Annotated in this window: 25 protein-coding genes; 14 read left to right on the top strand and 11 right to left on the bottom strand. The window is 31.6% G+C overall.

What is annotated here, in order from left to right; genetic code table 11:
• Positions 1–61 precede the first annotated feature (61 nt).
• Positions 62–1,450: a phosphoglucosamine mutase gene (gene glmM / locus M3P09_RS12520; RefSeq protein WP_249973402.1), complete on the top strand. Its 1,389-nt coding sequence runs from the start codon at positions 62–64 to the stop codon at positions 1,448–1,450.
• A gap of 56 nt (positions 1,451–1,506) precedes the next feature.
• The gene (locus M3P09_RS12515; protein ID WP_249973401.1) at positions 1,507–2,553 is read left to right on the top strand and encodes a sugar-transfer associated ATP-grasp domain-containing protein; all 1,047 of its coding nucleotides are present in this window, start codon (positions 1,507–1,509) and stop codon (positions 2,551–2,553) included.
• 2 nt (positions 2,554–2,555) lie between these two features.
• Here the strand turns inward: M3P09_RS12515 and M3P09_RS12510 are convergent, their stop codons facing one another.
• A complete protein-coding gene (locus M3P09_RS12510) occupies positions 2,556–3,437 on the bottom strand; it encodes a lysophospholipid acyltransferase family protein (RefSeq protein WP_249973400.1) in 882 nt (293 codons plus the stop codon).
• Between the two features lie 62 nt (positions 3,438–3,499).
• Between M3P09_RS12510 and M3P09_RS12505 the strand changes: the two genes are divergently transcribed.
• A complete protein-coding gene (locus tag M3P09_RS12505; protein ID WP_249973399.1) occupies positions 3,500–4,171 on the top strand; it encodes a rhomboid family intramembrane serine protease in 672 nt (223 codons plus the stop codon).
• 73 nt (positions 4,172–4,244) lie between these two features.
• Here the strand turns inward: M3P09_RS12505 and M3P09_RS12500 are convergent, their stop codons facing one another.
• The gene (locus tag M3P09_RS12500; RefSeq protein ID WP_249973398.1) at positions 4,245–5,033 is read right to left on the bottom strand and encodes a hypothetical protein; all 789 of its coding nucleotides are present in this window, start codon (positions 5,031–5,033) and stop codon (positions 4,245–4,247) included.
• 247 nt (positions 5,034–5,280) lie between these two features.
• Here M3P09_RS12500 and lon point away from each other — a divergent pair, with 247 nt between their 5' ends.
• The 3 genes from lon to cmk all read left to right on the top strand — a co-directional run bounded on the left by lon (position 5,281) and on the right by cmk (position 9,585).
• Entirely contained in the window at positions 5,281–7,731 is a 2,451-nt protein-coding gene (gene lon, locus M3P09_RS12495) for an endopeptidase La (protein ID WP_249973397.1), read from the top strand.
• Positions 7,732–7,843: 112 nt separating this feature from the next.
• Positions 7,844–8,863, top strand: a complete 1,020-nt coding sequence (gene porQ / locus M3P09_RS12490; protein ID WP_099563069.1) for a type IX secretion system protein PorQ — start codon at positions 7,844–7,846, stop codon at positions 8,861–8,863.
• Between the two features lie 26 nt (positions 8,864–8,889).
• The gene (gene cmk / locus M3P09_RS12485) at positions 8,890–9,585 is read left to right on the top strand and encodes a (d)CMP kinase (RefSeq protein ID WP_249973396.1); all 696 of its coding nucleotides are present in this window, start codon (positions 8,890–8,892) and stop codon (positions 9,583–9,585) included.
• A 62-nt stretch (positions 9,586–9,647) separates the two neighbouring features.
• On the opposite strand, the gene M3P09_RS12480 is transcribed toward cmk, so the two are convergent.
• The gene (locus M3P09_RS12480) at positions 9,648–10,028 is read right to left on the bottom strand and encodes a LysM peptidoglycan-binding domain-containing protein (RefSeq protein ID WP_099563067.1); all 381 of its coding nucleotides are present in this window, start codon (positions 10,026–10,028) and stop codon (positions 9,648–9,650) included.
• A 305-nt stretch (positions 10,029–10,333) separates the two neighbouring features.
• On the opposite strand from M3P09_RS12480, the gene rpsA reads away from it, so the two are divergent.
• From rpsA to M3P09_RS12450, 6 genes are all read left to right on the top strand, one after another.
• Positions 10,334–12,166: a 30S ribosomal protein S1 gene (rpsA, locus tag M3P09_RS12475; RefSeq protein ID WP_099563066.1), complete on the top strand. Its 1,833-nt coding sequence runs from the start codon at positions 10,334–10,336 to the stop codon at positions 12,164–12,166.
• 125 nt (positions 12,167–12,291) lie between these two features.
• On the top strand, positions 12,292–12,831 hold the full coding sequence (gene pyrR, locus M3P09_RS12470; protein WP_099563065.1) for a bifunctional pyr operon transcriptional regulator/uracil phosphoribosyltransferase PyrR: 540 nt from the start codon (positions 12,292–12,294) through the stop codon (positions 12,829–12,831).
• 8 nt (positions 12,832–12,839) lie between these two features.
• A complete protein-coding gene (locus M3P09_RS12465) occupies positions 12,840–13,769 on the top strand; it encodes an aspartate carbamoyltransferase catalytic subunit (protein WP_249973395.1) in 930 nt (309 codons plus the stop codon).
• A 3-nt stretch (positions 13,770–13,772) separates the two neighbouring features.
• Positions 13,773–14,105, top strand: a complete 333-nt coding sequence (locus M3P09_RS12460) for a ribonuclease Z (protein WP_099563063.1) — start codon at positions 13,773–13,775, stop codon at positions 14,103–14,105.
• Position 14,106: 1 nt separating this feature from the next.
• Positions 14,107–14,577, top strand: coding sequence for a DUF3291 domain-containing protein (locus tag M3P09_RS12455; RefSeq protein WP_249973394.1), 471 nt, complete (start codon positions 14,107–14,109; stop codon positions 14,575–14,577).
• A gap of 1 nt (position 14,578) precedes the next feature.
• Positions 14,579–15,484, top strand: coding sequence for a ribonuclease Z (locus M3P09_RS12450; RefSeq protein WP_099563061.1), 906 nt, complete (start codon positions 14,579–14,581; stop codon positions 15,482–15,484).
• Here the strand turns inward: M3P09_RS12450 and M3P09_RS12445 are convergent.
• From M3P09_RS12445 to M3P09_RS12435, 3 genes are all read right to left on the bottom strand, one after another.
• Positions 15,481–15,894, bottom strand: a complete 414-nt coding sequence (locus M3P09_RS12445; protein ID WP_099563060.1) for a hypothetical protein — start codon at positions 15,892–15,894, stop codon at positions 15,481–15,483. The genes M3P09_RS12450 and M3P09_RS12445 overlap by 4 nt on opposite strands.
• Positions 15,895–15,958: 64 nt before the next feature.
• Positions 15,959–16,729, bottom strand: coding sequence for a hypothetical protein (locus M3P09_RS12440; RefSeq protein ID WP_249973393.1), 771 nt, complete (start codon positions 16,727–16,729; stop codon positions 15,959–15,961).
• Positions 16,730–16,756: 27 nt separating this feature from the next.
• Complete coding sequence (locus tag M3P09_RS12435) at positions 16,757–17,056, bottom strand: DUF3784 domain-containing protein (RefSeq protein WP_249973392.1); 300 nt, start codon at positions 17,054–17,056, stop codon at positions 16,757–16,759.
• A gap of 52 nt (positions 17,057–17,108) precedes the next feature.
• Here M3P09_RS12435 and pdxH point away from each other — a divergent pair, with 52 nt between their 5' ends.
• Both pdxH and M3P09_RS12425 read left to right on the top strand, forming a co-directional pair.
• Complete coding sequence (pdxH, locus tag M3P09_RS12430) at positions 17,109–17,756, top strand: pyridoxamine 5'-phosphate oxidase (protein ID WP_249973391.1); 648 nt, start codon at positions 17,109–17,111, stop codon at positions 17,754–17,756.
• A 164-nt stretch (positions 17,757–17,920) separates the two neighbouring features.
• On the top strand, positions 17,921–18,415 hold the full coding sequence (locus tag M3P09_RS12425; RefSeq protein WP_099563056.1) for a CAP domain-containing protein: 495 nt from the start codon (positions 17,921–17,923) through the stop codon (positions 18,413–18,415).
• A gap of 194 nt (positions 18,416–18,609) precedes the next feature.
• Here M3P09_RS12425 and M3P09_RS12420 read toward each other — a convergent pair whose 3' ends face one another.
• The 5 genes from M3P09_RS12420 to M3P09_RS12400 all read right to left on the bottom strand — a co-directional run.
• Positions 18,610–19,446, bottom strand: a complete 837-nt coding sequence (locus tag M3P09_RS12420) for a hypothetical protein (RefSeq protein ID WP_249973390.1) — start codon at positions 19,444–19,446, stop codon at positions 18,610–18,612.
• Positions 19,447–19,639: 193 nt separating this feature from the next.
• A complete protein-coding gene (locus M3P09_RS12415) occupies positions 19,640–21,562 on the bottom strand; it encodes an OmpA family protein (RefSeq protein ID WP_249973389.1) in 1,923 nt (640 codons plus the stop codon).
• 82 nt (positions 21,563–21,644) lie between these two features.
• Positions 21,645–23,555 (bottom strand): OmpA family protein, encoded by a 1,911-nt coding sequence (locus M3P09_RS12410; RefSeq protein WP_249973388.1) that lies wholly within the window; start codon positions 23,553–23,555, stop codon positions 21,645–21,647.
• Between the two features lie 24 nt (positions 23,556–23,579).
• Positions 23,580–24,509: a PorP/SprF family type IX secretion system membrane protein gene (locus tag M3P09_RS12405; RefSeq protein ID WP_099563053.1), complete on the bottom strand. Its 930-nt coding sequence runs from the start codon at positions 24,507–24,509 to the stop codon at positions 23,580–23,582.
• A gap of 12 nt (positions 24,510–24,521) precedes the next feature.
• Positions 24,522–26,378, bottom strand: a 1,857-nt coding sequence (locus M3P09_RS12400) for a T9SS type B sorting domain-containing protein (RefSeq protein WP_249973387.1), incomplete at its 5' end; no start/stop codon positions are given.

Here is a 26,378-nt window from a genome sequence, read left to right as displayed (position 1 = left end):
ACAAATTCATAGTTAAGTTTAACGGTTTGAATATTATATTTGTAAAAAATAAATTTAAATAATGACATTAATAAAATCAATTTCAGGAATTAGAGGAACCATTGGCGGACAAGTAGGGGATAACTTAACACCTATAGACGCGGTTAAATTTGCATCTGCATATGGTGTTTGGTTAAAGCAACAACGTAATAAGGAAAATTATAGAGTAGTTGTTGGTAGGGATGCTCGTATTTCTGGTGAAATGATTCAGAATTTAGTAATGAATACTTTGGTAGGATTAGGAATTCATGTAATTGATTTAGGTTTATCTACAACTCCCACTGTAGAAGTTGCTGTGCCAATGGAACATGCTGATGGTGGTATTATTTTAACAGCTAGTCATAATCCAAAGCAATGGAATGCTTTAAAATTATTAAATGAAAAAGGAGAGTTTTTAGATGCTATTGAAGGCGCTAAAATTTTAAGCATTGCAGAAAGTGATAATATGGTTTTTGCAGATGTTGATAGTTTAGGGAAGATAACAAGAAATACTGCTTATATAGACTTGCATATTGATGAGGTTTTAGGTTTACCTTTGGTAAATGCAAAAGCTATTGAAGCTGCTAATTTTAAAGTGGTAGTTGATGGTGTTAACTCAACAGGAGGTATAGCTATTCCTTTGCTTTTAGAACGTTTAGGAGTACATCCAGTAAAGCTTTTTTGTGACCCAACTGGTCATTTTCCACATAATCCAGAACCGCTGAAAGAACATTTAGGAGACTTGTCAGAAAAAGTTGTTAAAGAACATGCCGATTTTGGTATTGTTGTAGATCCAGATGTCGATAGGTTAGCATTTATGGATGAAAACGGAGATATGTTTGGTGAAGAATATACACTTGTAGCTTGTGCGGATTATGTATTAAGTAAAACGCCAGGAAATACGGTTAGCAATATGAGTTCCACAAGAGCATTGCGTGATATAACAGAAAAGCATGGTGGTAATTATGAAGCCAGCGCAGTAGGAGAGGTGAACGTTGTTAAGTTAATGAAAAAAAACAAGGTAGTTATTGGAGGTGAAGGCAATGGCGGGATTATTTATCCAGACTCGCATTATGGACGTGATTCGTTGGTAGGTGTTGCTTTATTTTTGAGTTTGTTGGCAGAAAAGAAAATGAGTGTTAGTGCACTTCGTAAAACGTATCCTGATTACTTTATGAGCAAAAAGAAAATACAGTTAACTCCAGATTTAGATGTTGATGGTATTTTAAAAGCAATGGAAGACCGTTATCAAAACGAACAACTGACTACTATTGATGGTGTAAAGATAGATTTTGCTGAAAGTTGGGCACATCTTCGAAAAAGTAATACAGAGCCTATTATTAGAATTTATACCGAAGCAAAAACGCAAGAGGAAGCTAATAAATTAGCTGATAAATTTATTGATGAAATTAGTGTAATTGCTAAAAGTTGAATTAAGATTGAATAGGAGATTTTTCTCTGAACAGTTAGTGAAATAAATTATAAATTATGTTACCTAAAAGAAAAAGGCAAATACTATTATCTTTTTTAAAAGATAAGCACAAAAAAAACTGGTTTCAAATTATTAAAGAATTCATAACACTTTACCTCACAGAAAAAAACATTCCAGTAAATTATATTACTCATTTTCTTTACAGAAAAAATGCTTCTAATTATAAAGATTATTTAACCCTAAAAGAAAATGAAAAATTAATAGAATGGTCTTGTTCACTAGCAGCAGATCAAATAATTTTGGTTGAAAATAAGCTATTATTTGAAGAGCTTTTAGTTAAAAATAATATACCAACACCTAAAATTTTTTTTCATAATTCAAAAAACAAATTCACTTATAAAGGCGGTGTTTTTGAAGTTAAAAACAGAAAGGAACTTTTCTCTTTTTTTAGTAAAGTATTTAATGAAGAAAATGTTGATCGTTTCTTTTGCAAACCTATAGGTGGAAGAATGGGGCAAAATATTTTTATTCTTGATAAAGATACATATAGAAATATAGATGACACTTTAGTGAATTTAATATTTTCTCAAGAATTTATGTTTCAAGAGGTAATTACGCAACATAAATCTCTCAATGAAATAAATAGATTTAGTGTAAATACTCTAAGAATTGTTACATACAAAAACAAAGAGGGTAAAGTAGAAATTTTTTCTGGATTTATAAGGTTAGGAAGAAAGGGAGCAATTGTAGATAATGCTCATGCAGGAGGTATCGTGGTTTCTTTCAATAAAGAGACTGGTAAAATGAGGCAAGAAGGGCTGCAACTAATTGATAATGGTAGCGGAGTTTTTTCTAAACACCCAGATACTGAAATTATTTTTGATAGTTTTCAAATACCTTGTTATACTGAAGTTAAAGAAATAGTAATAAATGTAGCTAAGTTACTCAAATTCCCTTTACTGGGGTGGGATGTTGCCATTACTCCAGATGGTCCTGTAATAGTAGAAGCAAATCACGATTTTCATTTGTTATTATCAGATAGGATGGAAAATGGATTAAAAAGGAATCCAGTTTTTAACAAAATACTCCAAGAAATAATATAGTTTTAATTAGGAGTTTTTTCTCTATGCTTCCAGCGTTTATGTGTCCAAAAATAATACTCAGGAGCCTCGTAAATTTGTTTTTCAACCTCTTTTAAAAACATCTCGGTAAGCTCGTAATTTTCGTAATTGTTTGGATTTTCTGCAAGTGTTATAATTTCGGCTTCGTAATGCCCCCGCTTTATTTTCGTGACTTTTAAATAGGCGGTTGAAAAATCTAAATTTTTTGCTAAGCGCTCAGCTCCAGTAAAGCAAGGTGCTTTTATGCTCATAAATTTACTCCAGTAAACATCTTTACTTAATCGTGGTGATTGATCACTTAAAAAACCAGTAATGGTTCTAATTCCTTTTTCTTCATCCCTGTTTAACGTACTTATAATATCCTTAGTACTTATTAAAGAAGTTTTAAATTTTGTACGTATATCTCTTACCAATTTATCAAAATGCCTATTAGCTAATTTTTTATATACTGCTAAACCTTTAAAATTAATATAATTTTGCAAAACAATTGACCATTCCCAACTCGCGTAATGCCCAAATATTAAAATAATACTTTTATTTAAGTTTTCTAAACGCTTAAATTCTTCAGGGTTTTTAATTTTAAATCGTTTTTTGAGAGAGGCTTCAGAGATAGTCATGGTTTTTGCCATTTCTAAAAACATATCACATAAATGTTTATAAAACTTTTTTCTGATTTGAATTAATTCTTTTTCTGATTTTTCAGGAAAAACTAGCTTTAAATTGGCAGAGACAACCTTTTTTCTGTACCCAATAATTTTATATAAAACAATATAAAAGCAATCTGAAACTATATAAAGTAAACGAAATGGTAATATAGAAATTAACCATAAAAATGGATAAACAATAATATAAACTAGAAATTGCATTAATTAATTTTAGATTTGTAGCAGCAAAGATATATTAATTTCATTTTAAACGTTTAAACCCTATGGGTAAATTAGATTTAGTTACAATTATAATTATAGCAGCCAATGTTGTTGTCTCTTATAAAGGGTTTGGTGATTATGGCTTTTTTGAAAAGTATAAGTTTAATGTCGGTGCTGTAAAAAGAGGTGAGCAAATAAGAATGTTTAGTTCAGGGTTCCTTCATGCAGATAATGCACATTTGTTTTTTAATATGTTTGCCCTATATCTGTTTTCTGGACAAGTTATTTATGAAGTAGGTAAGGGAAATTTCTTAATAATCTATCTAGGAAGCCTTTTTGCAGGTAGTTTATTGTCTCTATACTTTCATAAAAACGAATACCATTACAGTGCAGTTGGAGCTAGCGGAGCTGTAACTGGAATACTCTATTCTGCTATACTTTTAAACCCTGAACGATTATACTACTTTCTTTTTCTACCTCCAAAGATAGGATCTGTAGATCTAGGTATACCTGGTTATATATTAGGAATAGGGTATTTATTATATTCTATTTATGGAATGAAAAACAGAGTAGGTAATATAGGGCATGATGCTCATTTTGGTGGAGCCGTTGGTGGTTACATTATTACCTTAGTATTATCTCCTTGGCTATTTAAAACTAATTTACTGATGATTGGTTTACTAGCACTACCAATAGTTTTATTGTATGTTTTGAAGAAAATGGGAAAGATATAAGTTAACATAAAACAAAAAGAGCTAATTCAATTATTGAATTAACTCTTTTTACTAAATAAATTCTTTTAGTCATTTATTCGTAGAAGTAGTCCATTGTAGTGTCTTCTTCAGGTCCCCATCTACTTTCTGTTTTATATATTGAGGTTTTGGGATATCCATTATTATTATAAATATATTCATATTCATCAAAATAATTAACGGTACCGTCTTGTATTTCTTTTAAACTAGTTACATTGTTAACGCTCCCATATTCTGCTAGCCCACCAAAGTCAACGCTAATTAGGTTTATAATATCTATGTGTTGTATATTTCTCAGAGCTCCTTTTTTATCGTCGTAAGTATATATATACTCGATATCGTCATCATCCCATTTTTCATTCATTATATTTTTTCCTTCAAAAGTGATGATTGAACTATATGAAAAGGTTTCTTGAACAGCATAAGTTCCATAATATACCGATTCGGTCATGGTATTATCTGAATTGTAAGTGAAAATGTGTTTCTCTGCATGATCATTATCCTTTTCAAAAAATATAATATAGCTTCCTATTTTTTCGTCTATGTTATATTGAATAGTAACATAAGCGTGTAAATCATCACTTTCTAAATCATTTATTCTCACTAATTTATCATTTTCATAGATATATTTTGTAATATAACCATCCCCAGCATCTACACTAATTAATTTATTGCCGTCATAGTTAAAGGTTGCTGTATATTCGTCCGAAGTTCCTTTGTCATAAACTATTTTTTTTATCAAGGTTGAGTCTGTAGTTTCTTCATCTGGATTATCGACAGATTCAGTATTACAAGTAAAAAAAGTAATAGATAATGCAATAAGTAAGAATTGTTTTAATTTCATTGTATGATTGGTTTATAATTAAGTGAGCGAATATAATACTATATTGTTAATTGATTTTATGACTTATGTTAGTTTTTAATATTTTGTGCTTTCATAATTTTACTGTGGCATAGCTATTGAATTTATATAGTGAATATGTAATCTATTTTGTTTTTAAATAATTGATATTCAGTTTTTTATAATTTTTGTAAAACCCATAAAAAATAAAAGCAATTTGTTTTAATGACAGATTGACTTAAATATATATATGAAGAAATCTAATTTTATAACCCTTGACAGTTTGTCATTACAGGAATTCGATGAGAACTCAGAGCTAATTCCGTTAATGACGCCAGAAGATGAAGAAGAGATAAATAATGAAGAATTGCCAGAAACACTGCCTATTCTCTCTTTAAGAAATACTGTATTATTCCCAGGGGTAGTTATTCCAATTACAGCAGGCCGAGACACATCTATTAAGCTAATTAACGATGCAAATAAGGGCAGTAAGGTTATTGGTGTAGTGGCTCAAAAAGACGAATCAATAGAAAATCCAACAGCAAAAGATATTCACGAAACAGGTACAGTTGCTAGAATTCTTCGTGTTTTAAAAATGCCAGATGGAAATGTAACGGTTATTATTCAAGGAAAGAAGCGTTTTAAAGTAGCCGAGGTTATTACCGAAAAGCCTTATATGAATGCTACTATTAGAGAAATGCCAGAGGCAAAGCCAGCTCTTAAAAGCAAAGAGTTTTCTGCAATTATAGATTCTATAAAAGACTTAGCGCTTGAAATTATTAAGGAAAGCCCTAATATTCCAAGTGAGGCATCTTTTGCTATTAAAAATATAGAGAGCAATTCGTTTTTAGTGAATTTTGTCTCGTCAAACATGAATCTTTCTGTTGAAGAAAAGCAATCTCTTTTAGAAAATAATGATTTAAAAAAGCGTGCACTTGCCACACTTAAGTTTATGAATGTTGAGTTTCAAAAATTGGAGCTTAAAAACGATATTCAATCTAAAGTGCAGATGGATATGAATCAGCAACAGCGTGAATATTTTTTGCATCAACAAATGAAAACCATTCAAGAAGAATTGGGTGGCGTAAGTCATGATGAAGAATTAGAAGAAATGAAAGCACGTGCTTTAGAAAAGCACTGGGATGATAACGTTGCAAAGCATTTTAATAAAGAAATAGCAAAAATGCAACGGATGAATCCGCAAGTTGCAGAATACTCTATTCAGCGTAATTATTTAGAACTATTTTTAGATTTACCATGGAATGAGTTTAGTGATGATAAGTTTGATTTAAAGCGTGCTAAAAAAATTCTTGATAGAGACCATTTTGGATTAGAAGATGTAAAGCGTAGAATCATAGAATACTTAGCGGTTTTAAAATTACGTAATGATATGAAATCGCCTATTTTATGCTTATATGGGCCTCCAGGAGTAGGTAAAACATCATTGGGTAAATCTATAGCAGAGGCTTTAGGGAGAGAGTATGTGCGTATATCTTTAGGTGGTTTACGTGATGAGGCAGAAATACGTGGACACCGTAAAACATATATTGGCGCCATGCCTGGACGTATTATACAAAGCCTTAAAAAAGCAGGAACATCTAACCCTGTTTTTGTTTTAGATGAAATTGATAAGTTGTCAAACTCACATCAAGGAGACCCATCATCTGCCATGCTAGAGGTTTTAGATCCTGAGCAAAATAGTGAGTTTTACGATAATTTCTTAGAAATGGGTTACGACCTTTCTAAGGTTATGTTTATAGCTACATCAAACAGTTTATCTACCATTCAGCCTGCATTACGCGATAGAATGGAAATTATTAACGTTACAGGATATACTATTGAAGAAAAGGTTGAAATAGCTAAGCGTCATTTATTACCAAAACAATTAAAAGAGCACGGGTTAACTAATGATAATATAAAAATAGGGAAGGCCCAGTTAGAAAAAATTGTAGAAGGTTATACGCGCGAATCAGGAGTTCGTGGTTTAGAAAAGCAAATAGCGAAGATGGTGCGTTATGCGGCCAAAAATATCGCAATGGAAGAAGATTATAATATCAAAATTTCTAATGAAGATATTATTGAGATTTTAGGAGGACCAAAATTAGAACGCGATAAATACGAAAACAATAATGTAGCTGGAGTTGTTACAGGGCTAGCTTGGACACGCGTTGGTGGTGATATTCTATTTATAGAATCCATTCTTTCTAAAGGAAAAGGAACTATGACCATTACTGGAAACCTTGGTAAGGTTATGAAAGAATCTGCAACTATTGCAATGGAATACATTAAATCTAATGCTGAAACCTTTGGTATTGATGCTTTAATTTTTGATAAATATAATGTACATATTCATGTACCAGAAGGCGCAACACCAAAAGATGGTCCAAGTGCAGGAGTTACCATGCTAACATCTTTGGTTTCTCTTTTTACTCAGAAAAAAGTAAAGAAAAGTTTAGCAATGACAGGAGAGATTACGCTTCGTGGAAAAGTGTTACCAGTTGGAGGTATTAAAGAAAAGATACTAGCCGCTAAACGAGCTCGAATCAAAGAGATTTTACTTTGTGAAGAAAATCGACGAGATATTGAAGAAATAAAACCAGATTATTTAAAAGGGTTGACTTTTCATTACGTAACAGATATGAGTGATGTGATTAAACTGGCATTAACAGATCAAAAGGTGAAAAACCCAAAGAAACTTTAATATTCTTTTAAGCTAAAAAACCTCGATTTAAAATTGAGGTTTTTTTATGTTTTAAAATAAAAGATACTTGCTGCCGTTTTAAGATAGATTTACTTACTTTGTAACAGTAAATATGCTAAGGAAAATTATCACTATTTTTTGCTTGTTTGTAAGCAGCTTAACTTTTGCACAAGTAGGAGGCGAAGCTACTTACCAATTTCTTAATTTAATATCCTCACCACGGCAAGCTGCATTGGGAGGTAAAGTGTTAACCAATGTAGATTATGATGTTACCCAAGCACTTTATAATCCAGCTACTATAAATGTAGAAATGGACAACCAATTGGCTGTTAATTACACAAGTTATTTAGGAGGGATTAGTTATGGTACTGCGGCATATGCTTATACCGTTGATAGGCATACTCAAACTTTTCATGCTGGTGTTACTTATATTAACTATGGATCATTTGAAGGTTATGACGAAAATGGAAATCCAACAGGGGCATTTACTGGTAATGAGGCGGCCTTATCAATGGGTTATGCCTTGCAAATTGGGTATTCTGATTTTTATTTTGGAGGAAATTTAAAATTAATAACTTCTAAGTTGGAACAATATAGTTCGTTTGGGGCTGCTGTAGATTTAGGACTATTATATATTAATGAAGATTTAGATTTCCATGCAGCTGTAGCTGTAAGGAATTTAGGAAGTCAAATAACAACCTATGCTGATTTGAATGAACCTTTACCTTTTGAAATCGATTTTGGCATGTCTCAAACTTTAGAGCATGTACCTATTCGTTGGCATGTAACCTTTGAGAACCTTCAAGATTGGCCCATTGCTAGAGCAAATCCCGCAAGGACTATAAGCGATTTAAGCGGTAATCAATCTAACGAGAAAATTGGCTTTTTGGGACAAGTAATTAGGCATACTATTATTGGAGCAGAATTATTTCCAGAAGGCGGATTTAATATTCGCTTAGGCTACAACTTCCGTAGAGGTGAAGAATTGCGTATAATAGATCAGCGTAATTTTTCAGGATTATCTGCAGGTATTTCAATAAAAATGAATAAAATGCGCTTTAGTTACACACATGCAAAATATACAAGTGCAGCCAATTCTAACTTTTTTGGTTTGCAAATAGATTTGCAATAAGTACTTTTGTTGCTTTCAATATTTATATGTCAAAAATAACAATAGCCATAGATGGCTTTTCTTCAACAGGTAAAAGTACAGTAGCTAAGCAAATAGCAAAAGAATTGGGCTATGTTTATGTAGATTCAGGAGCTATGTATAGAGCCATTACGTTTTATGCTATGCAAAATGGTTTTATTGATAATAATCATTTTAATATTGATGGTTTAGTATCTAAATTACAAAATGTAAGAGTTAGCTTTAAATTTAATGAAGCTTTAGGGTTTGCTGAAGTGTATTTGGGTAATGTTAATATTGAAAAAGAAATTAGAACTTTGGAGGTTTCAAGCTTTGTAAGCAAAGTTGCAACGATTTCAGAGGTTCGCGAACTACTGGTTCAACAACAGCAGAAACTTGGACAAAATACTGGAGTTGTTATGGATGGACGCGATATAGGTACAGTTGTTTTTCCTAATGCAGAGCTTAAAATATTTATGACAGCATCAGCAGAAACAAGAGCAAAACGTAGATATGATGAGCTTATTGAAAGAGGAGATAAAGTAGTTTATGAAGATGTTTTGCGTAATGTGCAAGAACGCGATTATATGGATTCAAATAGAAAAGATTCCCCATTAATAAAAGCTGATGATGCTATAGAAATTGATAATTCTAATTTAACTCTCCAAGAGCAATTTGAAAAAGTTTTACAATTGGTAAAAATAACTCTAGAAGACTGCGAATAAAAAAGCGACTGATTATTGAAGCTAACAAAATACAGTCGCTTATTACTTTTTGAGTTTATTTTTTATAAATTAGGAATAATTAATTCTTGGTCTGGATGAATTAAGTCTGGGTTTTTCAAAATATCTGAATTTGCTGCAAAAATGTTTTTATACTTCATCACATCTCCGTAGTAATGCTTGGCAATTTTGCCTAATGTTTCGCCAGGTTTAACTACATGTCTGTGGAAAACACTTTCATCTGCAACTTTTATATCAGCCATAATATCACTTGGATTTTCACCCCCAACAGCTTTAATTTTATCCCAAATTAGGTTTTTTTCATAAGGGGTTTTTGCTGTTCCCCAAACTTTTAATACGCCATTTTCTTCTTGTACATCCCCATTTTGTATATTTAATTCTTGCCCTAAATCTAGTACCGATTGGTATTTTGCTTTCATAGTCATAAGTGTTATAAATTTTTAAGTGTTAATATCATAAATATAATAAAAGGTTGGTCAATAAAAAGCTTTTTTTAATTTAATTATAGTTCTATTAACCAGTGATTTAAAATAGTTTAGTCAAATTAGGCTAATATGTTAAAAATATGTATTTTTGCACTCCTTTTAGCGGATTATCGGAATGATAAAAGGAACGAAACAATAATAAAAATAACACTTCTGTGTGTTAAACGCATAAATCTTCCGAAGCATACAGAATACAAATCTCAATGTAGTTGCATTTTGCAAATTACATTGTTTAATTAAATTAAATGGCTGAAAAAGCAAAACAAGCTGAAGTTGAGGCAACTCAAGCTGAAACTGTAGAAGCTCCAGTAGTATCTGAAGCTCAAGCAAATCCTGAAAAATTCTTAAAAGACTTTAACTGGCACAATTACGAAGAAGGAATTGATGAAGTTGATGACAAACAATTACAAGAATTTGAAAAATTAGTAGCAGCAAATTTCGTTGACACTTTAGATGATGAAGTAGTTGAAGGGACTGTAGTTCATATTACAGATCGTGATGCTATTATTGACATCAATGCAAAATCTGAAGGTGTTATTTCTTTAAACGAATTTCGTTACAACCCTAACTTAGCAGTTGGTGATAAAGTAGAAGTATTAATTGATGTACGCGAAGATGCAACAGGGCAATTAGTATTATCTCACAGAAAAGCTCGTGTAATTAAAGCATGGGATAGAGTAAATAAAGCTCATGAAACTGGTGAAATAGTTAACGGTTTTGTTAAATGTAGAACTAAAGGAGGTATGATTGTAGATGTTTTTGGAATTGAAGCATTCTTACCAGGTTCTCAAATTGATGTTAAACCAATTAGAGATTACGACCAGTATGTAAATAAAACGATGGAATTCAAAGTTGTGAAAATCAACCACGAATTCAAAAACGTTGTTGTATCTCATAAAGCTCTTATTGAGGCTGATATTGAAGAACAAAAGAAAGAAATTATTGGTCAATTAGAAAAAGGTCAAGTATTAGAAGGTATTGTTAAAAATATTACTTCTTATGGTGTGTTTATCGATCTTGGTGGTGTTGACGGATTAGTTCATATTACAGATTTATCTTGGTCTAGAATCAATCATCCAAATGAGATTGTTGAGTTAGATCAAAAACTTAATGTTGTAATCCTTGATTTTGATGAAAATAAATCAAGAATTCAATTAGGATTAAAACAATTAAGCAAACACCCATGGGAAGCTCTTGCTGAAGAAGTTAAAGTTGGTGATAAAGTAAAAGGAAAAGTAGTAGTAATTGCAGATTATGGTGCGTTTATTGAGGTTGCTGATGGTGTAGAAGGATTAATTCACGTATCAGAAATGTCTTGGTCAACTCATTTACGTTCTGCTCAAGACTTCGTATCAGTTGGAGACGAAGTTGAAGCTCAAATCTTAACTTTAGATAGAGAAGATCGTAAAATGTCTCTTGGAATTAAGCAATTAACTCCAGATCCATGGACAGATATTACAGGCAAATACCCTGTTGGTTCTAAACACACAGGGGTTGTACGTAACTTTACAAACTTTGGTGTTTTTGTTGAATTAGAAGAAGGTATTGACGGATTAATTTATATCTCTGATTTATCTTGGACTAAGAAAATCAAACATCCATCTGAATTCTGTGCAGTAGGCGATAAATTAGACGTGATTGTATTAGAATTAGATGTTGAAGGACGTAAATTATCTCTAGGACATAAACAAACTACTGAAAACCCTTGGGATAAGTATGAAACTGAATTCGCTTTAGAAACAGTACATACAGCAGCATTAACCGAAATCGTTGATAAAGGAGCTACAGTTACTTTTAACGATGATATTGTTGCATTTATACCTTCTCGTCATCTTGAAAAAGAAGATGGAAACAAGCTTAAAAAAGGAGAAACAGCTGAGTTTAAAATTATTGAATTCAATAAAGAATTTAAGCGTGTTGTAGCTTCACATACAGCTATTTTTAAAGCAGAAGAGATTAAGAATGTAAAAGCAGCTGCTAAAAAAGCGGCAAGTGCAGCAGCAGAAGCTAAGCCTACTTTAGGTGATGCTAATGATGCGTTACAAGCTCTTAAAGATAAAATGGACGGTAAGAAATAATTACCAAATTTTTATAAAAAATCAAGCCTTTCAGAAATGAGAGGCTTTTTTTATTGCAAATAATACCCCTTCAATTTTAAAATTTTGCATTACCTTTGTACTCCAAATACGTTTGGATAGTATATATGAGTCAAAAAGTTTTACTTAACGCAAAAGAGGTAAACATCATTCTTCATCGATTGGCTTGTCAACTTATTGAAAAACATAACGATTTCTCAAATACAGTTTTAATAGGCTTGCAGCCTCGTGGCGTGTTTTTGGCTGATAGATTGGCTAAAATATTAACAGAAGATTACAAGGTTAAAAATATTCAAATTGGACATTTAGATATTACTTTTTATAGAGACGATTTTAGAAGAGGTGAGAAAACTTTGGAGGCTAATGAAACTAAAATTAATTTTTTAGTTGAAGATAAAAATATTGTATTCATCGATGATGTTTTGTATACAGGAAGAAGTATAAGAGCAGCTTTAACGGCAATTCAATCTTTTGGTAGACCAAATGAAATAGAGTTGTTAACGTTAATAGACAGACGTTTTAGCAGACACTTACCTATTCAACCAGATTATAGAGGGAGACAAGTAGATGTTATAAATAATGAAAAAGTAAAAGTAAACTGGAAAGAGCATGAAAATGAAGATGCAGTTTATTTAATTGAAAAATAATATAGAAGATGAGCGAATTAAGTGTAAATCACTTATTAGGAATAAAATATCTTAAGGAACAAGATATCCAACTTATTTTTGAAACTGCTGACCACTTTAAGGAAGTGATTAACAGGCCCATTAAAAAAGTACCTTCGCTACGTGATATTACCATTGCAAACCTTTTTTTTGAAAATTCTACTCGTACAAAGTTATCTTTTGAACTTGCCGAAAAGCGCTTGTCTGCAGATGTAATTAATTTTTCGTCAGCACAATCTTCAGTAAAAAAAGGAGAAACTTTAATTGATACCGTAAACAATATTTTATCTATGAAAGTAGATATGGTTGTTATGCGTCATCCAAATCCCGGTGCTGGTGTATTTTTATCAAAACATGTAAAAGCTAGTATTATAAATGCTGGAGACGGAGCACATGAGCATCCAACCCAAGCCTTATTAGATTCATATTCAATAAGAGAACGATTAGGTGATGTTAAAGGTAAAAAAGTTGTTATAGTAGGCGACATATTGCATAGTAGAGTAGCACTTTCAAATATATTTGCTTTACAATTACAAGGTGCTCAGGTTATGGTTTGTGGACCAAAAACATTGATTCCTAAGTATATTAACAAACTTGGAGTAAAAGTTGAAACAAACCTGCGTAAAGCGCTAAATTGGTGTGATGTAGCTAATATGCTTCGTGTCCAGAACGAACGTATGGAGATTAGTTATTTTCCATCAACAAGAGAATACACACAACAGTTTGGAGTTAATAAAGATTTACTTAATTCTTTAGATAAAGAAATAACTATTATGCACCCAGGACCAATAAACAGAGGTGTAGAAATTACTAGTGATGTTGCTGATTCTAAACAAGCCATTATTTTAAATCAAGTTGAAAATGGTGTAGCAATAAGAATGGCAGTTATATATTTATTAGCTTCAAAAATAAAACAGTAAATCATGATTTTAAGTCAAAACGGAAATATTTCAATTATTACCCAAGAAAAGGCAACAATAATAGAATTGGTAAAAAAAATTCATGCGTTATACCCTAAATTTAAAAACAACAATATTATAGTTTCACTAACTACACTCACAAAAATTAGCTTATCTGAGATAGTAGAGTTTCTTGAACTATCTAATATGCACAGAGCAGCTAAACAATCGTTTGTTATTGTTTCAGATAAAGTAAACCTTGATGATGTTCCAGACGAAATAATTGTTGTACCTACTTTACAAGAAGCCTATGATATTATAGAAATGGAAGATATGGAACGTGATTTAGGGCTTTAATATGAAAGAACATAACCTTGCTCAAGTAAATATAGCTAAACGATTGGCACCAATGGATGACCCAATTATGCAAGATTTTGTAAATAATCTTGATAAAATTAATGCTATAGCAGATTCTGCTGACGGTTTTGTTTGGCGTATGCAGGATGAAGACAAGGAATTGGGAGCTAAAGTTTTTGAAGACGATACATTACTTATAAACATGTCAGTTTGGAAAAATTTAGAATCCCTTTTTGAATACACTTATAATTCTGGTCACATCGAAGTTTTTAAGCGTAAAAAAGAATGGTTTAGCAAAATGAAAATGATGCATATGGCATTTTGGTATATTCCTAAGGGCTATGAACCAACATTCCAAGATGCTAAAGATCGATTAGATTATTTAAACAAACACGGAGACACTCCATATGCATTTAGTTTTAAAAGCAAATTTACAGCCAAAGATTCAATAAACTATACACCTATTTCATAATATGAAGCTTTCTATTTTAGGCTGTTATAGTGCAACACCACGAGCTTTAACAAATACAACATCACAGGTTTTAGAAATTAATAATCATATGTTTTTAATTGATTGTGGAGAAGGAACACAAGTTCAGTTACGAAAGCATAAAATTAAATTCAATCGTATAAAGCATATTTTTATATCACATTTGCACGGTGACCACTTTTTTGGTTTAGTAGGATTGATTTCCACGTTTAGGTTATTAACTCGTGAAACCGATTTGCATATTTATGGACCTAAAGGTATCAAGGAAGTTGTGACGCTTCAAATGAAACTGGCAGATTCATGGACAAATTACAAGCTTTGCTTTCATGAATTAACTTCTGAAGAATCTGAATTAATTTTTGAAGATGCAAAGGTTGAAGTATATACAATTCCTTTAAATCATCGTGTTTATACTAATGGTTTTCTATTTAAAGAGAAGGAAGGCGAACGTAAATTAGATATTAATGCTGTTGAAGACGCAAATATTGATACAGCATATTTTAGAAAACTAAAGCAAGGTTTTGATGTCGAAAATAGAGATGGGGTTATAATTGATAATAAAAAAGTAACAAAACCAGCTAATAAACCAAAAAGCTACGCATTTTGTAGTGATACAATGTATAAAGAGGATATTATTCCTATCATTAAAAATGTAGATGTGTTATATCACGAATCTACCTTTTTAGAAAAACATGCGAATTTGGCACCAAAAACAAAGCATTCTACTGCAAAAGAAGCAGCTAAAATTGCAAAACTTGCAAACGTTGGCACATTATTGCTTGGGCATTATTCAACGCGTTACGATGGCTTAGACTCTTTTAAAGAAGAAGCTCTAGAAGTTTTTGATAATGTTGAACTGAGTGAAGATGGAAAGACCTTTGAATTTTAATTAAACTCTTCTAAATTTAAAATCCATTTTATAGCCTCATCAAGAGAGAGGCAACGTTTAATACTTCTTTTTGAGAATTTTTTTTCTAATGTAGCATTCATAAATGTAAAGTCATTGTAATATACTATAGCACTAGCAATAATTATATTGTATTTTTTATGAACTTTCTCCCAAGAACGTGGATCTGTAGAATACGAATTAACTCTATTTGAAAGATAAGCCAGCTTTGCATCTTTACCATAAAAAATTATCAATTCACTCATTACTTCAATTACTTTTTCCCAATCAAAGTGTACACCTTCATTTAATTCAGCAATAAAAAATGTTTCAAGAAAGTAAAAATTACCAAACGGCTTTTCTAATTTATAGTGCTTTAATACTTTAGAGTGCTCAGAATCTTGGAATTTCATGTTGGTTTTATTGGGAACACTAATTTAGGAATATTCACACAGATAAATTAAAAAAAGGAATTTTTTATTTTTTGTACCCCAAAAGGTAGGTTATTTTGCTAGGACCAGATTTTACTTTACCCAATTTCCATTCATAAGAATCTCCATTACTGAGTCCGTTAATTAGTTTGTTCATTTCTTTTATAGAATATGTTCTTAATACCGAAACTAATCCATCCCAACACACTAAAATTGGTAGAATTGGAAATAGATAAGTAAACAACAATCTTCCAAACTTAAAGGGTTTTATAAACGGGGTTAGCAATAGTACATTTATAGGGGATAAAAGCATAAAAGTGATACTCTTTAAGTTTCGTTCTTGAGCTTCAAAAATAGCAATAGCACTTTCATTATTTATAACGTTTTGAAGTATTTGTTGCGCTTGCATGGGTTTAAAGTGATGTAAAGACAAAAACTGAGTTCTTAAACCTTCTAAACTTTTAGGTACGTTTAGAGCGTCAATAGAAGTAGTAATGTACTCTATATTATTCGCGGATGCTTTAGTGTGCTTAAAAGCTTCAATATTAGGGTAATAATCAGTTAAAATAATTTTTAAATTAGGCTTTCTCTTTAACAAAGATTCATTAAGTTTAAGTATACCACCGCCTCCACCGGAAGCTAAATCTATAATGGTATCAGATTTACTTTTTTCTAAGCCTTCTTCAATAATAGAAACTATAGGTTTGTAAACATCAAATTTATTAGAAACAAATTGTAAAAAGTCTGTCATATAATTTCTTAAAAAAGATGGAAACCATTTTAAATCTTCAAACTCAAATAAATGTATTCTTCCCATATATTTATTTAAACATTATTTAGTTTTTTATTTTTTATTGGCATTGATAAGTGTATAAAGTAAACCAACAACAATAATTATAATCCCAGCAAAAAGTCTATATAGTTGTTTTATATCTAAAAAAAACAGCAAAATAGCTACTATTATTGCTAAAGCACCAGTTATTATTAATCCATTATGCAAAAAGGTTGAAAGCTTTTTAATATCAATTTTCTTTTTTTCTTCTATAGTCATAGAATTATAACCAGCAATTAGATTTGGGTATTTTTTTACTAAAAGACCACAAATAATAAAAATGAGACCAATAAGGGTATCTACAAAAAGCATTTTGTGTAAATTTGAATACTTAAATATACAATTTATTTGATTTTTAATTTTTATGCAAAAGGATTTAAGTGATTATAGAAAATCTTACGAAAAAGGCGAATTACTTTTAGCAGATGCGCCTGAAAACCCAATGGAATTATTTCAAAAATGGTTTTATGAAGTTGATAAGTTTTTTACTGAAGATGAAACCAATGCAATGACAATATCTACAATAGGTAAAGATGGTTATCCTAAGAGTAGAGTAGTGCTCTTAAAAAAATATACTTTCGAAGGCTTTATATTTTACACGAATTATGAGAGCGAAAAAGGGAAAGCCATTGCAGAAAATCCTAATGTGTGTTTATCATTTTTTTGGCATGGTGCAGAAAGGCAAATTATAATTAAAGGCAAGGCTGAAAAGATAGCTGCAAATTTAAGCGATGGCTATTTTGAATCTAGACCAAGAGGAAGCCAATTAGGAGCTGTAGTTTCTAATCAAAGTGATACTATTGAAAGCCGTGAATACCTTGAGAATAAGTTACAAGGTCTTGAAGAAGAGTATGAAGGTAAAGAAATACCAAGACCAGATTATTGGGGCGGATACATAGTTAAGCCTGTTGAGATTGAATTTTGGCAAGGGAGACCAAATAGACTACATGATAGAGTACGATACAAGTTACAAAGTGATTATAATTGGAAAATTGATCGATTATCTCCCTAAATAATAGTTTAAATACATATTTTAAAATTCAAAATTACATTTAATCGATAAAAAATGCTTTTTATCGATTTTCTGTTTGTCGTTCATCGATTTTAAACATCAATACAATAATAGCCAGTATATGGTTAATAACTTTATAGGACCAAATCTAAATTTACCTACTTATGAAGTTATTAAAAAAGCTGCCTTTATTGGCATTGTTAGCTATTTTGACATTCTCTTGTTCAACAGATAGCATTGATGAAAAAGCAGACGCTATTGTAGAAAACTTAGTTGTACCACCTACAAAGCAAATTGAAATTGAAATTTTAGAGCTTATTAACGACCACAGATTATCAATTGGCCTAAACCCTTTGGCAGATTTAAAGATTGTTAAATCTGTAGCATATAGCCATACTGATTACATGGTTGATAAGGATGAAATATCTCATGATAACTTTTATACGCGTAGTAACTATTTAAAAGCAAATGCTGGTGCTAAAAAAGTATCTGAAAATGTGGCTTACGGCTACAGTAGTGCAAAAACTGTAGTAAGTGCTTGGATTAAAAGTGATGGACATCGTGCAAACATTGAAGGAGATTTTTCTAACTTTAACATATCGGCAGAAAAGAGTGAAAACGGAAGATGGTATTTTACAAACATTTTCATAAAAAAATAATATTGTTTTTGTAACAATAAAAACATAACCTTTTAATTTACTGATTTTTAGCAAATGCTGTATTATAGGTATGCAGCAAAAAGGAATTAACTGGTTATTTTAATAACTGAATAGTTATTGAATTTAGCTTTAGGTATAAAGCCCTCTCAGTTTTCTGAGGGGGTTTTTTGATTTAATTTTCAATATTTTTATATCTACGCTTCAATTTTATCATAATTTTTTAAAATTTTTAATGCCCATAATGTTTGTATTCCTGCCCATTCTAGTTTTGTACCTTCACTAATTCCATACCAAGTATTCCACCGACCATCATTTTCTTGTTTATTGATTATTTCTTTTAAGTCAGATTCAATAGTTTCTTTAGTAAACAAAGAATATAGAACGCTTTCAGAAGAATATGCATAATTTAAACTATGCGGCTTCCCGTAAAGTCCCCAACCATCATCTGACTTATCTTTACAAATAATTCCGTCAACCATTATCCATTTTTTTAAGTTGTTAATAGTTTTTTTTGCTTTATTTTGATTCTTAGTATACTTTAAAAATGTTAACCATCTTGATACACATAAATAACAAAAAATATGTTTATCTTTTATTCTCTCAAATTCATTCCAAACAAACTCTTCTGCTTTTTTCATCCAAGGAATATCAATCTTATATTTTTCTAAAACCCCTAGTAATGGTGCAGTGGTGCTTAAAGCAGCCCATTCTTTAACTGTTTTAAAATGTTCTTCACAAGGATAGTTGCTTTTTGGTCTAAACATCCATGGAATTCCACCTTTTTCTGTTGTTATACTTTCAAAATAAGGCATGAAGTCATTTAGAATGATTTCTTTGGTTAGATAACCAACTTCATCGAGAATTTCAAGTGCCATAATGCTAAAAAGAGGCTGGCTTTCTGGTGATGCTGTGTCTGGTTCCATTCCATGTCCAAATCCACCATCAGGATTACGATAAGCATAAACAGCATTAAAAACACCTTCTGAAGTTCCATTATCAAAATAAAATTCAAACAAACGTCTTTCTATCATTCTCGCATTTGTCAATATGAAATCTCTTGCTTTTAGAAAGTTATTCTTAGGTAAAATTATTTTTATTTCAAAGATGAATTAAATTACACACTACTAAAGGATTAGAATTATAATAGTAATCTTCTAATATATAAAAAACCACCAAAAGAAAACTCCTTTGATGGTTTTTAATAATTATGAATTTAGCTTAACGTTATTCCATTTTTATCACAATAAATTGCGTACGCCTATTTAGCTGATGCTGATCTTCTGTACAGTTTATAGTACCATCACAATCATTTGCTAATTTACGTTCTCCAAAGCCGTCATATTCAGTAATTCTTGAAGCGTCAACTCCGTGTTCAATTAAATACTTATAAGTTGCATTTGCTCTTTCTTTTGAAAGTATGTCATTGTATTCTGATGTGCCTCTAGAATCTGTATGCGATTCAATTTTAATTACCATATTTGGATATTTATTCATCATCAAATCAACAATTCTATCTAGCTCGACTGTACCATCACGACGAATATCATATTTGTTAAAGTCAAAATAAATAGGGTAGAGCTCAGTAATTGGTAATTTTTCATCCACAACTGGGTTTAATACAAAATCAGCATTAATACTTGTTACACTATTTTCGATGCCTTTTGTAGTAACTGTTCTAGAATCGCCAATATAGTTTTCCTTTTTAGTATTTAATTTGTAATCGGTATCTCTATCAATATTAATTTCGAAATGACCGTTTTCGTCAGTTTGTAAATCAGCAATTTTATTATCATTACTGTCTAACAAAGTAACTACAGCGTTTGGTATTGGTGCATTAGTAGTAGCATCTGTAATTGTACCTTCTATTTTTAATTGTGGAATTCTATCGTAGGCATAAATATCATCGCTACCAACTCCACCATCTCTATTTGATGCAAAATATCCAGATAAGCCATCGTTATTCATGAAAAATGAAAAATCATCTTTACTCGAATTTACAGGAACACCAAGATTTAAAACACTTATAATGTTATTATCAGCATCAGAAACAGTTCCGAAAATATCTAATAAACCTAATCCAGCATGTCCGTCAGATGAGAAAAACAGGGCGTCTTCACTATTTATAAACGGAAACATTTCATTTTTATCTGTATTTACAACATTCCCTATATTTTTAGGAGAACCTAACGAACCATCGCTATTAATATCTACATAATAAATATCTGAACCGCCTTGACCACCTGGCATATCCGAAGTAAAATATAACTTGGTATCATCACTGTTTAATGAAGGGTGACCAGTTGAATAATCTTTACTATTAAAATTAAAGTCTTCAATATTTGTCCATAGACCATTGACTAAAGATGCCTTGTAGATTTTTAAATGTGTCATACCCTTTTCATCTTTTCCTAAAACATTTTTATTAAAATCGTTTCTAGAAAAGTACATCGTTTTACCATCTTTTGTAATTGTTAATGGCCCATCATGATATATTGAGTTTATATCACCTTCTATTTTAGATTTATGGCTTACAATACTATCATTACTATCTTTTGCTTTTACATAGATATCTAGAAAAGGTTCTTCGTTCCAGCCGTAAATATGTTTTGTTGAAACACCTTCGTCTTTTGACGAAGCAAAGTAAATATTACCCTCGCGCTCGTAAGCACCAAAATCGCTATACTTTGAATTGAAATTAACATCAGTTAAAAAATACTGTTGTTTTGCATTAAATATTGACGTTATAAAATCGCTGTCTTTTGAAAATCTATCTTTTTTAACAACACCACCGGCTTCTTTAAAGCGTCTTAACCACACTCGAGATTCTTTATACTCTTTAATACCCCTTAAAGCCTGTGCATAATTATAATAGTATTCTACAGGAATGTTTTCTTGCTGAACAGCTTTTTGATAGTAAACAACGGCACTATCGGGATTTCTCATGTATGCATAGCTATCTGCCAATTGTCTGGTTGCATAATCTGCATTAAAATCTTTTTCAATAAGATTATGATAAACCTCTGCAGCACTTACAAAAGAAAATTTATTGAATAAATTATCTGCTTTTTTTTGCGAACCGTATTGTGCCGAAGCTATAAAGCTTAGCGATAGAAAAAAGCAGGTTAGTATGTAGTTTTTTAATTTCATGGGGTCATTATTTTAATTAAAAAATCTAATAGTTAAAAGATATTTTTATTTATAAAACACAATTAGGTTAATATTGTGGTGGTTATTCCATTTTTACGACTATAAATTGAGTACGTCTATTTAATTGATGCGCTTCTTCTTCACAATCCTCTCCATCTTCACAGCCATTTGTTAACCTACGCTCACCAAATCCTTGGTGCTCAGTTATTCTTACTGGATCAACACCTTTAGAAATTAAATACTCATAGGTAGAATTAGCTCTATCAATTGATAATTTATCATTATATGTTAATGCTCCTCTCGAATCGGTATGCGATTCAATTCGTATTACCATCTCAGGATAATCGTTTAGCATTAGGCTTACAATCTTGTCTAATTCTAAAGCGGCATCTTCTCTTATATTATATTTATTAAAATCAAAGTAAATGGTATTTAACTCTGCAAGCTTTACAACATCTTGTACTGGGTTTAATAATAAATTTGCTGTAATAGTTGTAAGTTCAGTTTGTATATTTTTTGATGTAAATGTTCGGTAGTCATCAATATATTTTTCTTGGCTACCAACAATTTTATAGTCTTTATTTCTGTCAATGTTTATTTGATAAAACCCGTTTTCATCAGTTACCATATAGGCTATTTGATTGTCTTTATCATCAAATAAAGTAATAACAGAGTTAGCGATTGGTTTTGTGTTAATAGCATCTGTTACAACACCTTCAACTTGCATAATTGGTTCTCTGTGATAGGCATAAATATCATCATCTCCACGACCACCTCTTCTATTTGATGCAAAATATCCAGTAATTCCGTTAGGATTCATACTAAAAGAAAAATCGTCTTTATTAGAGTTCACAGGAACGCCTAAGTTTACAACATCTACAAAATCATTATTTTCCCCTTTAATTGTTGCGAAAATATCTAATAGTCCAAGGCCTGTATGTCCATCAGATGAAAAGAATAAAACACCTTCATTATTTATAAAAGGAAAGCCTTCAGCGCTTTCAGTGTTTATAACATTTCCAAGGTTTTTTGGCTCGCCTAATGTACCGTCAATGTTAATATCTACAACATAAATGTCAGAGCCACCATAACCACCAGGTCTATCTGATGTGAAATATAGTTTAGTATCGTCGTTATTTAAAGCGGCGTGTTGTGTAGAAAAATCATCACTATTTATTGATAAATCTTCAACATTTGTCCATATACTGTCTTGTAAAGTGGCTCTAAATATTTTCATACCAGTTAAGCCATTATTATCTCTTTTTCTTACTTGATCATTATAATTATTTCTTGAGAAATACATAGTACGGCCATCTTTAGTAATAGTAACAGGACCATCATGGTAAATAGAATTTACATCGCCTTCTAGCTTCCCTGTATGATCTACATTTCTTCTTGATCCTACTTCTGTAACATAAACATCTAAAAAGGGTTGTTCGTTCCAGCCGTATAATCGTTTTACTGAAACGCCTTCGTCTCTTGAAGAAGCGAAATAAACTTTTCCATCATGTTCAAAAGCTCCAAAGTCACTATATTTAGAATTGAATCTAACTCGATCTAAAAAATATTGTTGTTTTGCATTAAAAATACTAGTTATAAAATTAACATCTTTTGAGAAATCGTTAGCATTTACAATACCTCCTGAATCTTTAAAACGCTGTAGCCATATTTGCGATTCTTTATACTTCTTAATACCTCTAAGCGATTGAGCGTAGCTATAGTAATACTCGATAGGAACATTCTCTTGCTCAACTACCTTTTTATAATATCTAGATGCACTTTGCGGATTCCTTAAATAGGCATAGCAATCTGCTAATCTTCTAGTAGCATAATCCTTATTATAGTTTTTTTCAATTAAATCTTTGTAAACTTTTGCAGCTTTTACAAAAGAGAATTTATTGAATAAAGTATCTGCTCTTTTTTGTTTTCCTTGTTGAGCAAAAACAGAAACACTAAGCATTAAAGCTAAACAGATTAATATGTGATTTTTCATTTTCATCTATACAAAAATTTCTTGTTAGAAATATCTTGGTGATTTTAATTTAGAGCTTAAGAATTTGAATTCATAAATTAATAATATCTCATGTGTACCAGTGGTATACCTAGCTATGTCAGAAATTGGTTTTTCATACGCATAACCTACACGTAATTGTCTTGAAATTTGAAAATCTGCAAAACCTCCAAGAGCTCCGGTTTCATTATTTAATCTGTAAGAAGCACCCAACCAAAACTTTTCGTTAAATAAGAAGCTTCCGGTAAAGTCGTAAGATATTGGAGCTCCATTAGTTGCTTTTAATAATACTGCTGGCTTAAGCTTTATGCTTTTGCTTAAATCAAATACGTAGCCACCAGTAAAATAATAACTGATACGCTCTAAAGCTTCAAAGCTATTATCGTTATTAGCAAAATCATTATTTAATATTCTAGGAGCAGATAAACCTAAATACCATCTATTTGAGTGCCAAAAAACACCCGCACCTAAATTTGGTGTCCATCTATCTTCTGTTCCAAAAATTAATGGGTCATTAACATTACCTGGGTCATTACGGAAATCTGTATCAAAACTAAATTGAGTAAACCCAGCCTTTAAACCAAAGGCTAATTTACCATCAGCACCGGTTGGGATTGTATATGAAAAATCACCATACACATATGTAAAATTTTGAGGGCCTAAATCATCTTCGATAAAAGATAAACCCAATCCAATTCTATCATTCCTAAGCGGTGTATGAATAGAAAGGGTCTGTGTTATTGGTCCACCTTTAAAACCAACCCACTGGCTTCTGTGTAATCCAACAACGCTTAAAGCTTCTCGGCTACCCGCGTAAGCAGGATTTACTGAGATTGTATTGAACATATACTGTGTGAATTGCGGTAATTGTTGCGCAACTCCAATCGTACAGCTTAACAGGGCAATAGCGATTATGTTATGTTTAATAAGTTTCATAGGTTAAGTCTTTTATTTGGTTCCTACGTAAATTGGTCCAGTTAATGGTTTCAATCCACTATTTTCTAAATTAATAATGTAATAATATGTTCCGTTTGGTAATTTACCAGCATTTCCTATAGATGATTTAGGAGAAGATCCATCCCAATCTCCTTTAGATCCAGATGTTTTTATACTACCTAGAGTATAATTATTTGAACTGTAAACTAAAGCTCCCCAACGGTTAAATATTTGTACGTTGGCAGTAAATCCACATAAATCAATACCTGCGATATCAAAAGTTTCATTAAAACCATCTCCGTTTGGAGTTATAGCCTTAGAAATCACAATATCATTTTCACCACATGGCAACACATCACAATCTGCATGTATATTCATTGTTACTTCGTAAATGCTTATACAGCCATCTTCAGTTGTAGTATATCTGAATCTATAATCAATTCCACCATCTTTAGGAAGGAAGTCTTCACTTAGTTCAAGTACAGTTGGATCAAAAATATTATCCGTAAGAGTTGCCACAGGGTCACCTTCAAGAAGTTCCCATGTTCCATTTGGATTTACATCGTCTCCTAATGTTCCATTTAAATCTACAATACCTTCTTTATAACACCAGTCTGGGGCTATTACATCAGTAATAATTTCATCAAGTGATACATTTAATGTCTGAGTATATATTTCTTGATTTGCACACTCATCGGTTACTGTCCATGTTCTAATAATTTGGTAATCAACCAATACATTTTCATCAAACGAGTTAGTTTCTTCAAAAACTACAGTTATACCAGAGCTATTAGAACAGTTGTCAGAAAACTCTAATTCTGGAGCATCTGGAATATCAGCACAACTTACATCTATTGTATCTTCAAATGTTGTTGTTGGAACTGGAGCTGTTGTATCACGAACAGTTATAGTTTGTGTATGTGAAGTTATTAGTCCACAAGCATCAGTTGCAACCCAAGTACGCTCAATAGTATAATTATTTGCACAGTCTCCGTTAGTGATTACATCACTTACTGATACATTAGCATCACTACAGTTATCTGTAGCAGTTAACGTAGCTGCATTTGGAACTGCATCACATTCCACAGTTATATCTCCAGGTAATGTGCCTTCAAATTCAGGTCTAGTTGTATCTTGAACAGTTATGTTCTGTGTATGAACAGTTGTAAGGCCACTTGCATCTGTTGCTGTCCAAGTACGTACTAATGTATAATTAGAAACACAAGAACCATCAATTCTTTCTTCTGCAAAAGTCACTTCAGCAGCACCACAATTATCGGTAGCTGTTAATACTTCTGCGTCTGGAATCTCACTACATTCTACAGTTGTATCTGCAGGTAAAGCTTCTACAAAAGTTGGATTAATATCATCCAATACTGTTACAACTTGTGTACATGTTACACTATTACCAGCTTCATCAGTAACGGTCCATGTTACTACTGTATCTCCTTGAGGAAAAGAAGTAGGGGCATCGTTACTAATTGTTAATGTTGTACAATCTGAAGCACTTGGTGTACCTAAGTCTACATTTGTTGCTGTACATAAACCAGCATCTACATTTACAGTTACATCTATAGGGCAAGAAATAGTAGGGTCTGCATCATCTGTCACTGTTACTGTTTGAGTACAAATTGCCGTATTACCTGAACCATCTGTTACTGTCCATGTTACAGTAGTATCACCTAATGGATATGATACAGGCGCATCATTTACTACTGAAGCTACCGAGCAATTGTCATCTGTGGTTGGAGTTCCTAAGTTTACACTAGAAGCCTCACAAGAACCAGCGTCAACATTTACCGATACATCGCTAGGACATATAATAGTTGGATCAGTTACATCATCAATAATTACATTTTGTGGAACAAC

The organism is Jejuia spongiicola, assembly GCF_023502325.1.
Taxonomy (GTDB): Bacteria; Bacteroidota; Bacteroidia; order Flavobacteriales; family Flavobacteriaceae; genus Wocania_A; species Wocania_A spongiicola.
This window is presented reverse-complemented; position numbering and strand designations above follow the sequence as displayed.

Excerpts from the sequence above, each read along its gene's own strand:
- M3P09_RS12450 (WP_099563061.1), top strand. The coding sequence starts at position 14,579 with ATGAAGCTTTCTATTTTAGGCTGTTATAGTGCAACACCACGAGCTTTA.
- M3P09_RS12510 (WP_249973400.1), bottom strand. The coding sequence starts at position 3,437 with ATGCAATTTCTAGTTTATATTATTGTTTATCCATTTTTATGGTTAATT.
- M3P09_RS12515 (WP_249973401.1), top strand. The coding sequence starts at position 1,507 with ATGTTACCTAAAAGAAAAAGGCAAATACTATTATCTTTTTTAAAAGAT.
- glmM (WP_249973402.1), top strand. The coding sequence starts at position 62 with ATGACATTAATAAAATCAATTTCAGGAATTAGAGGAACCATTGGCGGA.
- cmk (WP_249973396.1), top strand. The coding sequence starts at position 8,890 with ATGTCAAAAATAACAATAGCCATAGATGGCTTTTCTTCAACAGGTAAA.
- M3P09_RS12415 (WP_249973389.1), bottom strand. The coding sequence starts at position 21,562 with ATGAAATTAAAAAACTACATACTAACCTGCTTTTTTCTATCGCTAAGC.
- M3P09_RS12445 (WP_099563060.1), bottom strand. The coding sequence starts at position 15,894 with ATGAAATTCCAAGATTCTGAGCACTCTAAAGTATTAAAGCACTATAAA.
- pdxH (WP_249973391.1), top strand. The coding sequence starts at position 17,109 with ATGCAAAAGGATTTAAGTGATTATAGAAAATCTTACGAAAAAGGCGAA.
- M3P09_RS12505 (WP_249973399.1), top strand. The coding sequence starts at position 3,500 with ATGGGTAAATTAGATTTAGTTACAATTATAATTATAGCAGCCAATGTT.
- M3P09_RS12420 (WP_249973390.1), bottom strand. The coding sequence starts at position 19,446 with ATGATAGAAAGACGTTTGTTTGAATTTTATTTTGATAATGGAACTTCA.
- M3P09_RS12405 (WP_099563053.1), bottom strand. The coding sequence starts at position 24,509 with ATGAAACTTATTAAACATAACATAATCGCTATTGCCCTGTTAAGCTGT.
- M3P09_RS12480 (WP_099563067.1), bottom strand. The coding sequence starts at position 10,028 with ATGACTATGAAAGCAAAATACCAATCGGTACTAGATTTAGGGCAAGAA.
- M3P09_RS12435 (WP_249973392.1), bottom strand. The coding sequence starts at position 17,056 with ATGCTTTTTGTAGATACCCTTATTGGTCTCATTTTTATTATTTGTGGT.
- pyrR (WP_099563065.1), top strand. The coding sequence starts at position 12,292 with ATGAGTCAAAAAGTTTTACTTAACGCAAAAGAGGTAAACATCATTCTT.
- rpsA (WP_099563066.1), top strand. The coding sequence starts at position 10,334 with ATGGCTGAAAAAGCAAAACAAGCTGAAGTTGAGGCAACTCAAGCTGAA.
- lon (WP_249973397.1), top strand. The coding sequence starts at position 5,281 with ATGAAGAAATCTAATTTTATAACCCTTGACAGTTTGTCATTACAGGAA.
- M3P09_RS12440 (WP_249973393.1), bottom strand. The coding sequence starts at position 16,729 with ATGGGAAGAATACATTTATTTGAGTTTGAAGATTTAAAATGGTTTCCA.
- M3P09_RS12465 (WP_249973395.1), top strand. The coding sequence starts at position 12,840 with ATGAGCGAATTAAGTGTAAATCACTTATTAGGAATAAAATATCTTAAG.
- M3P09_RS12500 (WP_249973398.1), bottom strand. The coding sequence starts at position 5,033 with ATGAAATTAAAACAATTCTTACTTATTGCATTATCTATTACTTTTTTT.
- M3P09_RS12425 (WP_099563056.1), top strand. The coding sequence starts at position 17,921 with ATGAAGTTATTAAAAAAGCTGCCTTTATTGGCATTGTTAGCTATTTTG.
- M3P09_RS12410 (WP_249973388.1), bottom strand. The coding sequence starts at position 23,555 with ATGAAAAATCACATATTAATCTGTTTAGCTTTAATGCTTAGTGTTTCT.
- M3P09_RS12460 (WP_099563063.1), top strand. The coding sequence starts at position 13,773 with ATGATTTTAAGTCAAAACGGAAATATTTCAATTATTACCCAAGAAAAG.
- M3P09_RS12455 (WP_249973394.1), top strand. The coding sequence starts at position 14,107 with ATGAAAGAACATAACCTTGCTCAAGTAAATATAGCTAAACGATTGGCA.
- porQ (WP_099563069.1), top strand. The coding sequence starts at position 7,844 with ATGCTAAGGAAAATTATCACTATTTTTTGCTTGTTTGTAAGCAGCTTA.